Below are 15577 nucleotides of genomic sequence, written 5' to 3' on the forward strand. Positions count from 1 at the left end.
CAAAAAGATTTAGAGACCAATTAGGTCTCTAAACCTTTTTTGAATATCCTTTAAATATTAGTAGAAACCAAAACACCAACAAACTGACTAGCAACATCCTGCAAATACGTGATACTCGTTAGATACTGTGAAATATCTACGTATTCATCATAGCCATGTGAAGAATCATTCCCCGGGCCAACTAAAATAATTGGAAAATCTTTTTTAGCTTGAACAAACTCTGAACCATCATTTGCTCCTGAAGAGCTTTCGACAGGCAAAATTTCATCAAAGTACTTACCACTGACTTCTTGTGCCAATTTAGTTAGTGAGTTTTCACCATCAAGAATAGGCACTTCCGGATAAATGAACTTAATTGATAAATCCATTTTTGGATCATTTGCGTTCAGTTCATCGATAATTTGTTGCAAGTCTGCAAAAATTTGATCATTTGAATATTCAGGAATTGAACGAATATTACCTTTGAGCATCGCATAATCCGGAACACTATTTACCTGTTTGCCACCTTCAATAATATCAATACTATGGGTCATCTTACCCAAGGTCGGATTGACCTCGTTATGCTGACCCATTAAATTTTGAACAGCTAGATAAAATTGCATTAAATTATCAATCGCATTCACACCCATATCCGGACGGGAACTGTGAGCTGGCTTTCCAATTGAAGTTACTTGATAGTCAATCACGCCTTTACAACTAGTGATGATGCCATCCATATGAGGCTCTGTAATAATTAGCCCATCTAAATCATCAGCATAACCCTGCTGAGTCAAAACATGCGCGCCATATTCACCGGTTTCTTCTCCTACGGTGGCTAATAACTTAATTTGACCTTCAATTGAAGTTCCACTTTCCAATAAATCCAGCATAATAATGATTGCCGCCGCTAAACCACTCTTCATATCAGAAGCGCCACGTCCAAATAACTTGCCAGCATCTACATCCCCAGAAAATGGATCATGTTCCCAATGATCAAGGTTTCCAGGATCAACAACATCCATGTGACCAGAAAAGCCAAGATGTTTGCCAGCTGGATTGCCCATTGTAATCACTAAGTTTGTGCGTCCAGCTGCAAACGGTACTTTCTTTATTTGAACTTTATCTGAATAAGGTTCAAATAAAGAAATGATATAGTCTGCCACTTTTTCTTCGTGATCGTTTACGGATGGGATCTGAATTAAATTCTGTAAAATACTAGTTTTTTCATTATCTGTCATATTAGTTTCCTCGATTTATTTATTTGATTGAAGCATATTGATATAATGCATCCCCACTTTGATTGGAGTAAGTCAGCCCTTGGACATCTTTGCTAACTAAGTGACTTGCGGTACTTTGGTAAAGTGGCACAATACCTTGTTTGGCCATCAGATACTTGTCAGCTTCTTGCATCAATGCCCACCGTTCGCTAGTTGTATGATTATTTGTATCATCAATTTCGTTCATCAACTTGGTATAGTGTTTGTCGCCCCACTTTGTGAAGTTAACTGGATCTTCACCATTGCCTAATTGAAGGAATTCTTCGGGATCTTGATTATCACCTGTCCAACCATCTAAGTTAATGTCATAACCACCATTAGAAGCAACACCAATGTGTTGGGCATGTGGCATAGCCTTGACGTCAATTGTGAGACCCTTTAAATATTTATGAGCCTGACCTTGAATGTATTGGCCAACTTTTTTATCAGTAGTCGTGTTATCAACTAACATCGTTAACGTAAGTTTTTTCTTACCCAATTGTTTTTGAGCTAATTTCCAATCTTTTTGGGCATCCTTTATGTTGTACGAAAGAAGATTGCCGACCTCACCTGCAAAATCTTTACCATTGGCTGTATCTGTTGAATCACCCTTTGGTACCATGTTTAGTGCTGGTACAGAGCCGTCTGCCAAAACCTTGGAAGTCATGGTTTTTCGATCCAAAAGTAAACTAATTGCTTTAGAAAGATTTTCATTGCTGGTGGCAGATTTCTTGTAGTTAAATTCCAAGAAAGCCATCCGTGAAATAAGATGCGTGTTTAAATTTTTTGAATTAGCAAACTGACTCACTGTCTGACCAGAAATGGCAGTTTCTTGAACTTTGTTTCCTTTAAATAAATTCGTCCCGGTTGTATCATCTTTAACAACTTGAACTTTGATTTTACTTAACTTAACTTAACTTGTTTAGCATTCCAATAATAAGGATTTTTCTTGTACGTCCAAGTATCCTTAGTTCCGTTCCAACCGACTAACTTATAGGCACCGCTGGAAACCACTTTACTGGAAGAACTACCATAATTACTACCATATTTTTTAACATATGCGCTATTAACTGGGTATAAAGATGTGGCTAAAACTGTCTGTAAATAAGGCTCTGGTTTTGATAATTGCATCTGTAATGTATCTTTATTCAGCGCCTTGACTCCTAAAGCAGATGGCTTCACTTTTCCGTCTTGAACCGCCTGGTAATTTTTCACATAGGTTAATAAATTAGCGACTTGTGATTTTGTGTTTGGATCAACTTGGCGTTGGAAAGAAGTTGCAAAATCTTGAGCTGTAATGGCCTTACCGTTTGACCACTTTGCATTTTTCTTAATCTTGAATGTATAAGTTTTGCCATTGTTAGTTGGCTTCACAATTTTTGTTGCAACTCCAGCGACCACCTTTTGATTCTTATCTAGTTTATACAATCCTTCATCTGTTTGGGCAAAGAGACTACCACTATTGGTATCGCCGCCTTTATTTGGATCGGCAGTGGCAGGATTACCAGCCAAGGTTACGTTCATGGTTTCCGGACTACTACTTGCGCTACTTGATGAACAACCTGCGAATAAAATTCCTGAAAATAAAATGGCTCCCATTGCTAAAAATTGTTTTTTCATATTTTCAAACTCCCTATAGTATTAATATTCATATTCCTTGTTTTTATTAGAATAAATATTCAATAGATGTATATTACCACATGTATAGCAGAAGTCAACTCGATTTTAAATATTTATACATAAAAAGGACGTTTTAAATGATTTTTAATCATTTGTAGCGTCCTTATACCGTTATTTATGCAAACTAATCTTCTTACTCCGCCATTTTTGCTGCTGTTTGCTTTGTGTCTCAGCAACCTGTTTTAGAATTACTGACATTACCTGTGAAGCTCAGATTGGGCGAGGGACTTTTTACATTCATTATGTTGATAAATATGATCTGCTGGATAAAATTAAGGATTTAGTAGACAAAGAACTATTCTCAGTAAGCCGCATTTCAACTGATGAACTACCAGATGATTATGCACATGAAATTGTTTTGCAAAGTTTACTTAATGTCATTTATTATTGGCTACAAAAAAAAAGATCCCGAAACTCCCGCAGAAGTCTCAAGGATCATTTTAAAAAGTCGATTACTGGCGCCTTATCAGCTACTAACTTCTAAGTAAGTTTAAGTTGCCCGGCGTATTGTCCCAGAAAACTCAAATTAAAATCGGCTGCTTTTTTTACATCTTTTCCATAGTTCACAATTAATGCATGAAAATTTTGCCACTCAGACAAGTCAAAATCTAATTGCGACTCAATCAGGCTTTGAGCTTGCCCATATTGGCTCGGCAATTTGCAACCAAGCCAACCAAATAAGCGCCGAGAATATGCGTCAACCATGAAGCTAGGTTTATCAAGCACATACATTAAAATGTAGTCGGCCGTTTCATTACCGATGCCCTTTAGGCTCATTAATTCATGACGTAACTTTGTTTGTGACTCCGCCTTTATTTTGGGAAGCTCAAATTGATATTTTTCTAGCCAGTGACAAACATTATAAATAGTCTGCGTTTTACGCGTGTAAAATCCACTAGTTCGAATCAAGTTCGTCAACTCATCTAAAGGAAGATTTTCTACCCTTTTTGGATCAAACTTAGTTGCCTCTTTTAGTTTAAGTAAGCTCGGCGCCACATTTTTCCAATTAGTATTTTGAACCAAAATTGCCCCATAGATAACTTCCCAGGGAGATTCGGCCCAATCTGTCCCATCTTGGAGCCAAACTTGTGGCCCCATGTGCGTATTCATAATTGTGTATAAATCTTTTAACGTAATTTTTTCCATTGCCCTCATCTGCGATTTTGCCACCAATTGTAAAGATAGCCACCAATGACAATGATCAAAAGTGCCAAAATTTTAGCCGTCGTTCGTGGAAACGGAATATGCGTTAAACCGCCATATCCTAATATTAAATGTGAAAATAACATTTTATTGATCACTCCATTTCTGTATTTATCTTCATATAAAGTGACGTATAAAGCAACTAAAAGTAATTGCACAATTAAAAATGTTCAAAAGCTTTTCTGAATTTACGATACTTTGCCAAAATCTAATATTATTGGTACCGCTTTAATATAAGCCAATAGTCTCCACACAGCTCTTTAACTTGTCACTCATGAAGTCTTTTTCGATTTGAGTTAAAATGAGGATATCAAATATATATAAAGGGAGTTTTTACATTGATGGAAAAAGCTTGTACAACTGTTTTAGTCGGTAAAAATGCTTCTATTGACGGGTCAACAATGATTGCCCGTAATGATGATACATTCTTGCCAGTCGCACCTCATCGTTTCTATATGCATCCCGCAGAAAAAGATGTTAACGAAACTATTACGTCATCACAAAATGGTTTCACTGCCAAGTTGCCAAGTAACGGCTACCGACACAGTGCCGTTCCTAATATCAATCCTACTAAAGATGGGATCTATGACGAAAGTGGCTTCAACGAAAAAAATGTCGCTATGAGTGCAACCGAAAGTGTTTACGGTAGCTCTAAAACATTAGCTTACGATCCTTTCGTTGTTGATGGTTTGGCTGAAGACAGCATGCCAACCATGGTTTTGCCATATATTGACTCTGCCAAAGAAGGAGTCGCATATTTAGGTAAACTAATTGCTAAATATGGTTCGCCTGAAGGTAATGGTGTAATTTTTAGTGATAAAAATGATGTTTGGTACATGGAAATTGTCACTGGCCATCAATGGGTTGCTCAACGCATTCCAGATGATGCTTACGCTGTTGCAGCTAACCAAGTTGCTATTCAACAAATTGATTTCAACGACTCTGACAACTTTATGTGGTCAGAAAATATTCAAGACTTCGTTGAAACAAATCATTTGAATCCTGACAAAACTGGCTGGAACTTCCGTCATATTTTTGGTACTTCAAATGAAAAAGACCGTCACTACAACACACCACGAGTTTGGTTTGGTCAACATTACTTGAATCCAGAAATTGAGCAGGATCCTCAATCTCCTGAATTACCTTTTATCTGCCATACAGAGCATAAGATTTCTGTTGAAGATGTGGGTTACATTTTGAGCTCACATTACAACGAAACACCTTACGATCCATTTGGTCACGCTGCTGACAAAGATCGTTTGAAGTTCCGTCCAATTTCAATGAACCGGACTCAAAACTCGCATGTTTTGCAAATTCGCAACAATGTGCCTGAAGAACTTTCTGCCATCTTCTGGTTAAACTTCGGTGTCCCAGCATTCTGCCCTTACGTGCCATTCTACAACAACGCAACGGACACGGACCCAAGTTACAGCAACACTTCGGAAACCATGAATTTGGACGATGCTTACTGGATGTATCGTGCCCTTTCTTCAGTTGTCGAAGGCCATTACAGCAAGTTCATCCAAGAAGATACTGACTACATCACCGCTTCTCAAGAACAATTACGTGGCTTAGTCGCTGAAATCGACAAGAAAGCCGCTGATTATTCTGGTGACCAACTCACTGAATTCTTGACAAATGCTAACCACGAAACAGTTGCCGCAATGAAGAAACGCACAATGTCCTTGTTCTACCACTTGTTAACTGAAGGTTTAACCCTTTCTAAATTAACATTTAATATGGACAAGAATCTTTAAGATTTCTGCAAACTAAAAGAGCTAACCTCACAGGATTAGCTCTTTTTTGCTACCTATTTTTCAACGTGGACCCACTTATAATCATAAGGGGCACCCGTTGGATGGTACACAATTCCTTTAACCTTGGTATTTACCAATTGCGTTTGAACCGCTTGATAAAGTGGCACTACTGCTTCTTGATTCATCAAAAGTTTTTCAGCTTTGACAAAATCTTCGTAACGTTTTTGTTCGTTATTAGCATCTTTACCATTTGTGGCAGCTACTAAACTATCATACGTTTTATTAGAGAAGCTTCCATAGTTATAGGTATTGCCGGTTGTTTGTAGTTGTGCAAACGTTAAGGGATCGGTGTAATCACCAATCCACCGAACAACGGTCATATCGAAATTACCGCCAAGTTGCGCACTCTGCGCACCTTTAGTTGGTAGTGAGCGAACTGTAACCGTAGCCCCAGGCAAATTCTGCTCAACGGTACTTTGAACAGCTTCGGCTACTTTCTTTTGTGAATCATCGTCACTTACAACTAATTCAAAGTTAACTTTTGTTTTACCAGTTTCTTTGAGTCCTTTTTTCCAATACTTCTTAGCTTTGGCTACATTATATTCAACTGCCTCTGACACATTTGCATCTTTAGTGAAATCAGTACCTGTTTTTGGATTCTTAACAAAGTCAGATGGCATAAATCCGGTTGCTGGGGTGGATCCATCTGCCAGAACTTTTGAAGTTAACGTTTTTCGATTAACAACTAGAGACACTGCCTTACGAACATTTACATTAGCCGTTGCTTTGCCTTTTTTAAAGCTCATGGCAAGATAGGCTGTCTGTCCTTGTTCATACTTTACAAAGGCCTTGTTGCTCTTTTCTTGACTGGCTTGTTCGCCAGAAAGTAAGGCATCACTTAGCTTACCAGATTGATACAAATTCAAAGCCGTGTTAGGATCCTTAACAACTTTAACGGGAATCTTGCTTACTGCAACATTCTTTTTATCCCAGTACTGATTATTCTTCACAAGTTTCCAGCTCATATTTATTCCAGTCCAGCCTTGCAATTTAAATGGACCACTGTAAACCATGTACTTGCTTGCTGTCCCATATTTAGAACCATATTTTTCTACTGCATTTTGATTCTGTGGGAAAAATGTTCCAAAAGCCATCAAATATTTAAAATACGGCGTTGCATGCGTTAAAGTTACTTGCAAAGTTCGCTTATCTAAAGCCTTTACCCCTAATTTACTTGGTTTCATCTTTCCTGCATTAATTGCCGTTGCATTCTTCACATTGTCCATAATGTAGGCATATCCGGCTTTCGTATCCGGATTAACCGTGCGTCGCCAAGAATAAACAAAATCTTTTGCTGTTAAGGCATCTCCATTACTCCATTTGAGTCCCTTACGAAGTTTAAATGTATACGTTTTGCCATCATTTGTCGGTTTAACTACTTTCTCTGCCAATCCGGCAACTACCTTATTGCCTTTAGCAACACGATATAAACCCTCCTGACTATTATTAATCATATTAAAAGACGTTAAATCAATCGACTTAGATCCATCTGTCGTTAACAAATCCGATTGTTCCATAACGCTAAAACTTTCATTTTTAGATTCAGAGCTTTTTGCGCTTCCACAACCTGCCAGTAAAACTGATAATAAAAGTGTCGCCGTGCCTAGCTTTTTCCACTTATTTTCCATGTTCAAATCCCCTTAAAAATATTTTTTTAACTGCTAAAACTATACAAAAAGAGGATAAAAAACACCCACCGCATCTTTCCTTAGAAAGCACGATGGGCGACTTTTTATCCTCTTTTTTCGTTCGCTAAAAAGTTATTAGCTAAAAGGTTAAAGTCACAGCACCGTGCACTTTAATAATTAAGCTAATAATGACTAAACTGATCAAACTAACTAATTTATGTGTACGCTGCATGTGACTTCATCTCCTTTGATTTAATAAACTTATTATAGCGAGATTAAATTAGAAGTCAACATATTTTTTAATTTATTTTTAATTTTAGTGCAAACCTCTAAATAATGCTCTACCACTTGCTTGGATTCCATGTCCGGCCATCCACCTCACTTTGACCTTGTGCCAAACGTTTTTGTTGTTCTTTTACGAGGTCAAACAAAGCAAGATAAAATGCCCTATCTTCGTACTGCTTGCTAGTTTTAGCTAATTCATGCAATTGTTCTTCTACCCAATCATTCGTGTCCATCTACTCATCCTCATCATCTTTAATCATGGAAAGCGTCCAACCTAATTCTTCTAAGTTTTCGCGATTATCTTGAATTACTGATAAAATCTGCGCGAGTTTCTGTGAATTAGATGAGTCCTTTGTCTTACTAATTTTATCAGCCAACTGCTGTTCAAACCAAAGTTCTTGTCCGTGAAAACTCTCAAAATCTGGATTCGTGATGTATTGCTGATACGCAGCCACCAATCGCTGCTTGTCTTTTTCAGATAGATACGCAAACTGAAAAATTGGAAAAGGTTGCAAATATGTCATTTGCGCTTTGTAAGCCAAAGCTTGATAAGGACGCAGTAATTCAGATAATGTGAATTGTTCTTCACCACCGGCCACAAAACCTTTTTGCCGATCACCAGTCGAAACCACGATTCCTAACTCTTTGTTGGCGAGTGCGTGTTCCGTGCCATAAACAAAATTGCGCGTTAAGACATCATCTTCCCACTGTTTCAAAATTGCGGGTGCGCTATACCAATACAGGGGAAATTGAAAAATGATCCGATCGTGTTCGCGGAGTAAGCGCTGTTCGGAAGCTACATCAAAAGATCCCTGATTTAAAACATGCCAAGTAACTGAGTCCATTTTAGAAAGGCTCGTTTTCAAAAATTTTTGCGTGCCAGAATCCACTAAATTAGGATGAGCCACGATAATTAACGTTTTCACAATTTTTACCTCTTGTCTAAAATAATTGAATTTGTCGTTTTTTGAAAGCTTGCCATAATTTCTTTTGCACCGTTGGCCAAGCTAAGGTTGAAAACTCTTCAACCGGCACCACTTTCCCAGAAAAATGACTAAGATCAGGTTGTTTTTGAAGATTGGCATACAACAACGTGACATGCCATTTTTGATGTGTAAATGTGTGATTCACAATGGGAATATCTATAAATTGAAGTTCAGTCTGAATTTCAGTTTCACTAGCAAATTGATCTTCAATTGCCTTAATAATCGTTGTTGTATTAAGCTCTGGTTGGTCTGCTTTCAATTGATCTGCATCAACCAACGGAAATACCCACAGTTTAGCTAACAATTCGTTACCAGCACGCTGCTGAAACAGGAATCCTGATGGAGTTTCAATCACCAGCGCAAAATACTGCTTATCAACTGGCTTTAACCGTTTCGAACGCACTGGAAATTCATCCAAACGACCATCCAAATATGCTTGATTGAACTTTCGAACCGGTGAATGCTCATTGTCTGAATTTTTGGCCGTCATATAACTCGATCCCAGATCCATAATGGCTTGATTAAAATCGCCAGGACGATCGGTTGGCATAACTTTACGAATGGCTTCCTCAAATAAGCTACGGGTCTGCGGTTTTGTAATATCTGCATCAATCTCCAAAAGTTGGGAAAACACGCGAAACGCATTCCCATCAACAGCCGGTTCCGGTTGATTAAAGGCAATGCTGGCAATTGCGCCTGCCGTATATGGACCAATCCCAACCAGCTCCTGCAACTCAGCCTTTGTGTGGGGCCATTGACCATCATCATCGTTTAACAATTGCTGCGCCGCGCGTTGCATATTGCGCACCCGAGAATAATAACCCAAACCTTCCCACGCTTTCAGTAGTTGTTCCTCCGGTGCATTCGCTAGCTTCTCAACCGTTGGAAATACCATCATAAAACGCTGATAATACGGGATCACGGTATTTACTTGTGTTTGTTGCAACATGATCTCAGAAACCCAAATATGATAAGGTTCATGATCCCGACGCCATGGCAAGTCACGCCGATTGCTATCGTACCAATCTAATAGCGTTGTTTGAAACTCTTTAATTTTTGGTTTCGACCATTTAATCATTTTAAGGATTCCTCATAGCTTCTACACTTTTTTTCGTCAATAGATCATTGTATATCTAGTATACTGATAAATTGCTTACTTGTCTTTTCAAGTCTTCTAACCACCTTGTAAGAAAGAAACGGATATGCTAGAATTTTAGTAACATTACACGGAAAGGAACACGCATTATGTCAGTCATAGCAACGTTAAAACACACTACTGACTACCTTGAATTTTCAGGGATTGTTTGTGCGGAATCATACATTTTGAAGGCTAACGGGACAAGTCTGTCCATTTTTAACTTTCAATCTAACTATGCGACCACTCAAATGCGTGCTTAATTTCAGCCACAATTGCATTTACTAAAGGCGGGTCGTGAATTTTTGATCCGCCTTTTTGATGGTCGCTGCCAATTATAGGAGTGACATCATGAAAAACAAACTAACGAATCATTTATCCGTTAACCGCACCATTCACGCTAATTATCATTATAGTTTTTGGGCATTCTTTAGTATTACCAGCCTTTGGGTAATCTATTTAACCCAACACGGCATGAGCCTAATTCAAGTGGGACTACTTGAAAGTATTTTTCATACTGCAAGTCTCCTATTTGAAGTTCCATCCGGGACGCTAGCAGATCATTTTGCTTACAAAACGGTTCTGGTTATGGGCCGTCTCATGGCGATCCTATCCGGGATATTATTCTTATCGGGTACCGGTTTCTGGTGGTTTGCCCTAGCTTTTATTATTCAAGCTTTTTCTTACAACTTAAACTCCGGGACCAATGAAGCCCTTGTCTTTGAAACTCTTAAAGCAGACCATTTAGAAAAACATTACTTAAAAATTACGGCTAATCTCAATGCAATCTATGAACTAGCCGATATGCTAGGTCTGATCGTCGCGGGCTTTTTCGTCCACTGGCATTTTTCATTAACCTATGTAATTTATATCTTCACATCATTTTTAGCAATTGGCGCCATTTTACGCATGCAAGAACCATACTCCCAAATCAGCGCAGAAACCGTTCCGGCAACTAGTTTTGCCGTGATCATCAAAACAAGTTGGCAATTTTTAATCAGTCATCTGATTGTCGCAGGGTTGATGCTTTTTCTAGCTTGCTATGAAGCGATTGGAACAACGTATTTCTTTTATTTTCAAACGCTCATGACCCATTATCGCTTTACTGGCTGGCAAATTAGTCTCGTCATTGTCATTGCTTCCTGTTTTAATATTTTAGGAGCTAAAAGTGCCCCTACTTTGGAGAAACATTGGTCCAAACAGCAACTTATTTACGGACTGGTTGGCTTAATGATTGCTGGTTTACTTTTCAGTATTTTTAAAAACATCATTATTTTAACCATTTGCTTTATACTAATCGGCTTGATGACTACCATCGTGGAACCTATTTTTAATGATTTTTTGCAACAACAAATTCCATCAAATGCACGCGCCACCTTGCTTAGTGTAATGAGCATGATGTTTAGCTTAGTCATGATCGTCTTATTTCCAGTCGTTGGCAAATTAATTACTTTAGTACAGTTCAATTTAGCCTTCTTCATTATTGGGATTTTCCTGCTATTGATTGGCTTATCATTAATTGGTCTGCACTTTATAAAAGCATAAAAAAGAATTAGCGAAATAAAATTCGCTAATTCTTTTTTAAGTTAACCATATTAATTTGTTTACTATTTCAACAATTTTTCAGCTGCAGCCTTCAAGTCGGAATCGTTCATGTCTTCCCACTTTGCAGCTTGTTCGGATGTTGCATCCGTATTATGGTTATTGCTTTCCATGACCTTGTTCCACATTGAATCACGCAATGGGGTTGCGTCGTCACTCCAGTCAAAAATATCTTTGGTTGCCGTGTCTAAAAGCGCGGTTTTTTCTGCTACTGCTGCCATATTAAAACCTCCAATTATATTTTTGGGTGAAGCACAATAAAGTTCAGTAGCCACCAAGTACTACACCACTTCATTGTGTTTAATGTCTTTGATTTTAAATCCCCCAACACCTTCGTTATAACACAAATTTTAAAAATGTGTTTAGAAAAGCACTTTCTTTTTACCTTTTACAAAATAAGACCCAAGCCTCTTGAAATCAAGAATCCTTGGGTCTTGCTTATTAAGCTTTTACCGCTTTATCATCAAACAATGGTGTATTAATTGTTTCAATATACTTAGCTGCTTGAGGTTGTGCATATAATTCTTCATCGTCTTTCACGAATACCTTCAAACCAGCAAGTTGAGCCATTGCTGACTTAACTGCAGTTGGTTCCAAGTCTTCACTCACGTATTTTAACTTAATGTGACGGACCTTACCTAAGCTACTTACAAATTCCATATCTAATTGTTTCATATTTGTTTCCTCCTAAATTTTGGTATACATAGTCATTAATCGTGCAGGGATTATTTTTCTTAGTTATTTACAATTTTTTCTGTAGTGGTAACTGTCGCAAAATCAAATTTGTCTTTTGAAACTGCCTCAAGGACGCTGCCAAGGCCTTTGATCTGATCATCAGTGACTGTTTCTGGCATATTGCCGAAGCTTCGTTTGAGACCTTCCTCATGACCTTCACCTGACATTGTTACTGTAACTGCGGTCTTTAACCAATTTTTTTCCATCTTCCATTCTCCTGTTCTCATTTCATATTAGTAAGTGTCGCGACGGCTTACATCTACTGATAACGTTTGAGAGGACCAAAAGTACACAAAGAAATTAAAAAAGAATCAAAAAATTCGGATTCTTTTGGGTAGATGGTTGATAGATCGGCTTTACAAGGCGATTTTTAATTTTCAGAAACTTGGACTGGATACCTTTTGAACTGATTTTCCGCTGAGACTTAGGACAGCTCGACAAAATAAGAGGCAAAATATAAGCATGACTCCCGCGGGATTGCGATCCCGCATACGTCCACCTACTATGTTTTTTTCCACTGAGACTTAGGACAGCTCGACAAAGCAAAGAGATGAAAATAGCCAAGGTTCCCGCGGGATTGCGATCCCGCATCCACCACCTACTATGCTTTTTTTGCTGAGACTTAGGACAGCTCGACAAAATAAGAGGCAGAATATAAGCATGACTCCCGCGGGATTGCGATCCCGCATACGTCACGCTTATATTCTGCCTCTTACCATTTTGTCTCGCTCACTTTTAATTAAACGGATCATAAAATCTTCCCGCATTCACCTTAAATAGATACACACCAATCAGCACCACCAGTACAATCACGATCAATGCCAAAAAGTCATTTCTCTTCATCGGTCGCGCCGCATACCAACTTCTTTTCTTCAGCTTTCCAAAGCGACGGAGCTCCATTGCCTGACTGATCGTTTCAATTCTATCTAAACTCGTAAAAATCAGGGGCAACAAAATTTGAGCCGCCACCTTCACTCGATGAGTAATTTTACCCTTCTTAGAAATTTCATTACCTCGTGCCTGTTGCGCCCGACTAATTTGTCGATAATCGTTTTGCACATCTGGAATATATCGTAATGCCAACGATACGGCATAACTAATCCGATACGAAATTCCAATTCGATTCAAACTGGAAGAAAATTCACTGGGATTCGTTGTCATCAAAAAGATTAATGCCAGTGGCACCGTGAATATATACTTCAAAAATAAATTAAATTCATAAAATAACTGTTCCCAGGTTAAATTGTATGGTCCAATACCTTGCCAAATCACGTGTTCAGATCCATACAAATGGACCCCATATCTCGGTCCAAAGATATAGACTGCAATCAGGTTCAGGATGGAAAACACCGTAATGAAACCCAACACAAAGGATACTTCGTGAAACTTAATCCCCGAAATTCGAAATAACGCCAACGAACAAATCGTTAACACTAATAGGAATCATGTATCAAAACTCACCATTCCGATCACCGAAAGCGCAATCATCCCAATTAATTTAGTTGTTCCAGTTAACCGATCCACAAAGTTATCTCGCTGCTTATATCCAATCAAGACATTGTTATTCATTGCTCTAACCTACCTTTTCTTGATCAATAAAACTAGCAATCAAAGCTTCTGGATCAACCTTCACGCGCTGTGCCAACGTAAATAGACTTGTTTCCACCAAAGAAGCCTTCTTCAAAAGATCTAAATCGGCAAAAAGCTTCATTGGCTGGTCATCATAGGCGATCACCCCGTTATTCAGCACTATCACGCGATCCGAATATTCCATCATTAAATGCATATCATGTGTAATGAAAATGACTGAAATACCTGTCTTTTGATTTAAGTCACGAATAAATGTCAACATCTCTGTATAATGATGCCAATCTTGACCAGCAGTCGGTTCATCTAAAATAAGCAACTCTGGATTCAAAACTAAAATAGCCGCGATCGTAACCCGCTTTTTTTGACCAAAACTTAAGGCCGAAATAGGCCAGTGACGATATTCAAACAAACCACAGACTTTTAGTGTTTCGTTTACACGTTTCTCAATATCATCAGACTCAACCTGCCGTAGTGTCAGCCCTAACGCCACTTCTTCGGAAACAGAATTTTTGGAAATCATCATATTTGGGTCTTGCAGAACGTAACCAATATGATCGGCGCGCTCCTTAATAGAATTATCATCAATTACCTGTCCATTTAGTGTCAAACTACCTGAACTTTGATGCAAAAATCCAGTAATGATGTTACTCAAAGTTGTTTTGCCAACTCCGTTTCTGCCAACCAAGCTAACCATCTCACCAGCCTGAATACTTAAATTTAGGTTGTTTAAAACCTGCTTCGAATCATAACTAAAAGAAATATTTTCAGCCTTCAATAAAGGTTCTTTGTCTGTTAAATGTGATTGAATGTGCCGTGGCGTGACCCAATTTTTCACGTCTTGAATAGCGTCATTACTTAGCGCTACCTCATTTACACTATCCACATGATCAACTTGACTTAAATCGATGCCCGCATATTTCAGCGCAGACAAATAGAGGGGTTCACGCAACCCTAATTTTGCCAAGATACCACTTTTTAAAATTGTGTCAGGCTTATCATTTGCGACAATCTTGCCTTGATCGACTAAAATAATCCGATCCACGGATTTATATAAAACATTCTCAATTCGATGCTCGATAATCACTGTGGTCGTATCACCACTTTTTTGCATCTCATCAATTAATTCGATTGATTCACGACCAGCAACCGGATCAAGGCTGGCGAGGGGCTCATCAAATAAGAGAATTTTACCTTCATCAACTAAAACACCGGCCATCGATACGCGTTGTTTTTGACCACCCGAAATTTCTTGAGGATGATTATTAATAATTTCAGGGATTCCCAATCGTTTTGCCCACTCACTGGCCTTCTGTTTCAAAACGGACTGCTTTTCACCATCGTTTTCCAATGCAAACGCAATATCTTCAGCAACGTTTAAGCCAACAAACTGCGTGTCTGGATCCTGCAAAACAGTCCCAACCTTCAAAGACAGATCAAATATTGTTTGATCTGCCACTGATTGTCCATTAATTAAAATTTTGCCACTCAATTTTCCAGGATAAGCTGACGGAATTAGTCCATTCATTAACCGACTAATCGTGGTCTTTCCAGACCCAGATGGGCCAGCAATCAACACTTTTTCACCAGCATAAATGTCAAAATTTAAATGACTTAACGTTGGTTCTGACTGGCTTTGATACTGAAAGCTGACATCCTGAAAACTAATAATTGGGTTCTTCAT

17 protein-coding genes and 1 pseudogene are annotated in these 15577 nt (G+C 38.4%); 4 read left to right on the plus strand and 14 right to left on the minus strand.

The features are described 5' to 3' along the window. Nucleotides 1-50: 50 nt before the first annotated feature. The 3 genes from PI20285_RS09185 to PI20285_RS11860 are packed head-to-tail and all read right to left on the minus strand — an operon-like array spanning nucleotide 51 to nucleotide 2855. Nucleotides 51-1217 (minus strand): ArgE/DapE family deacylase, encoded by a 1167-nt coding sequence (locus PI20285_RS09185; RefSeq protein WP_057773793.1) that lies wholly within the window; start codon nucleotides 1215-1217, stop codon nucleotides 51-53. 19 nt (nucleotides 1218-1236) lie between these two features. Further along, nucleotides 1237-2133 (minus strand): ABC transporter substrate-binding protein, encoded by an 897-nt coding sequence (locus tag PI20285_RS11855; protein ID WP_245080686.1) that lies wholly within the window; start codon nucleotides 2131-2133, stop codon nucleotides 1237-1239. 5 nt (nucleotides 2134-2138) lie between these two features. Then, a complete protein-coding gene (locus PI20285_RS11860; RefSeq protein WP_231908626.1) occupies nucleotides 2139-2855 on the minus strand; it encodes an ABC transporter substrate-binding protein in 717 nt (238 codons plus the stop codon). A 217-nt stretch (nucleotides 2856-3072) separates the two neighbouring features. Here PI20285_RS11860 and PI20285_RS11745 point away from each other — a divergent pair, with 217 nt between their 5' ends. Then, nucleotides 3073-3399, plus strand: coding sequence for a hypothetical protein (locus tag PI20285_RS11745; protein WP_082623282.1), 327 nt, complete (start codon nucleotides 3073-3075; stop codon nucleotides 3397-3399). Here the strand turns inward: PI20285_RS11745 and PI20285_RS09200 are convergent. Together PI20285_RS09200 and PI20285_RS11645 are read right to left on the minus strand one after the other, a co-directional pair. Beyond that, nucleotides 3396-4061, minus strand: a complete 666-nt coding sequence (locus tag PI20285_RS09200) for an endonuclease III domain-containing protein (protein WP_236698833.1) — start codon at nucleotides 4059-4061, stop codon at nucleotides 3396-3398. The genes PI20285_RS11745 and PI20285_RS09200 overlap by 4 nt on opposite strands. A 5-nt stretch (nucleotides 4062-4066) precedes the next feature. Beyond that, nucleotides 4067-4204 carry a hypothetical protein gene (locus tag PI20285_RS11645; protein ID WP_156406522.1) on the minus strand — a complete coding sequence of 46 codons (138 nt, stop codon included), beginning with the start codon at nucleotides 4202-4204 and terminating at the stop codon, nucleotides 4067-4069. Nucleotides 4205-4456: 252 nt separating this feature from the next. On the opposite strand from PI20285_RS11645, the gene PI20285_RS09205 reads away from it, so the two are divergent. Continuing rightward, nucleotides 4457-5875: a C69 family dipeptidase gene (locus PI20285_RS09205; protein WP_057773791.1), complete on the plus strand. Its 1419-nt coding sequence runs from the start codon at nucleotides 4457-4459 to the stop codon at nucleotides 5873-5875. 53 nt (nucleotides 5876-5928) lie between these two features. Here the strand turns inward: PI20285_RS09205 and PI20285_RS09210 are convergent, their stop codons facing one another. The 4 genes from PI20285_RS09210 to mutY form a co-directional block, all read right to left on the minus strand. Then, nucleotides 5929-7563, minus strand: a complete 1635-nt coding sequence (locus PI20285_RS09210) for a peptide ABC transporter substrate-binding protein (protein WP_057773789.1) — start codon at nucleotides 7561-7563, stop codon at nucleotides 5929-5931. A gap of 341 nt (nucleotides 7564-7904) precedes the next feature. Beyond that, on the minus strand, nucleotides 7905-8081 hold the full coding sequence (locus PI20285_RS11710) for a hypothetical protein (protein ID WP_169790703.1): 177 nt from the start codon (nucleotides 8079-8081) through the stop codon (nucleotides 7905-7907). Next, a complete protein-coding gene (locus tag PI20285_RS09215; protein ID WP_057773788.1) occupies nucleotides 8082-8774 on the minus strand; it encodes an NAD(P)H-dependent oxidoreductase in 693 nt (230 codons plus the stop codon). A gap of 16 nt (nucleotides 8775-8790) precedes the next feature. Next, complete coding sequence (gene mutY, locus PI20285_RS09220) at nucleotides 8791-9912, minus strand: A/G-specific adenine glycosylase (protein ID WP_057773786.1); 1122 nt, start codon at nucleotides 9910-9912, stop codon at nucleotides 8791-8793. Between the two features lie 167 nt (nucleotides 9913-10079). Between mutY and PI20285_RS11650 the strand changes: the two genes are divergently transcribed. Continuing rightward, nucleotides 10080-10232 carry a hypothetical protein gene (locus PI20285_RS11650; RefSeq protein ID WP_156406521.1) on the plus strand — a complete coding sequence of 51 codons (153 nt, stop codon included), beginning with the start codon at nucleotides 10080-10082 and terminating at the stop codon, nucleotides 10230-10232. Nucleotides 10233-10320: 88 nt separating this feature from the next. Further along, entirely contained in the window at nucleotides 10321-11514 is a 1194-nt protein-coding gene (locus PI20285_RS09225; protein ID WP_057773784.1) for an MFS transporter, read from the plus strand. Nucleotides 11515-11576: 62 nt separating this feature from the next. On the opposite strand, the gene PI20285_RS09230 is transcribed toward PI20285_RS09225, so the two are convergent. From PI20285_RS09230 to PI20285_RS09250, 5 genes and pseudogenes are all read right to left on the minus strand, one after another. Beyond that, on the minus strand, nucleotides 11577-11792 hold the full coding sequence (locus PI20285_RS09230; RefSeq protein WP_057773781.1) for a P8 family protein: 216 nt from the start codon (nucleotides 11790-11792) through the stop codon (nucleotides 11577-11579). A 220-nt stretch (nucleotides 11793-12012) separates the two neighbouring features. After that, on the minus strand, nucleotides 12013-12246 hold the full coding sequence (locus tag PI20285_RS09235; protein WP_057773779.1) for a DUF2922 domain-containing protein: 234 nt from the start codon (nucleotides 12244-12246) through the stop codon (nucleotides 12013-12015). A 59-nt stretch (nucleotides 12247-12305) separates the two neighbouring features. Further along, on the minus strand, nucleotides 12306-12512 hold the full coding sequence (locus PI20285_RS09240; protein ID WP_057773777.1) for a DUF1659 domain-containing protein: 207 nt from the start codon (nucleotides 12510-12512) through the stop codon (nucleotides 12306-12308). A 529-nt stretch (nucleotides 12513-13041) separates the two neighbouring features. Continuing rightward, nucleotides 13042-13875 (minus strand): annotated as a pseudogene (locus tag PI20285_RS09245) (energy-coupling factor transporter transmembrane component T family protein). Between the two features lie 4 nt (nucleotides 13876-13879). After that, the gene (locus PI20285_RS09250; protein ID WP_057773775.1) at nucleotides 13880-15577 is read right to left on the minus strand and encodes an ABC transporter ATP-binding protein; all 1698 of its coding nucleotides are present in this window, start codon (nucleotides 15575-15577) and stop codon (nucleotides 13880-13882) included.

The sequence above is a fragment of the Pediococcus inopinatus genome (assembly GCF_002982135.1).
In the GTDB taxonomy this organism is placed as follows: Bacteria; Bacillota; Bacilli; order Lactobacillales; family Lactobacillaceae; genus Pediococcus; species Pediococcus inopinatus.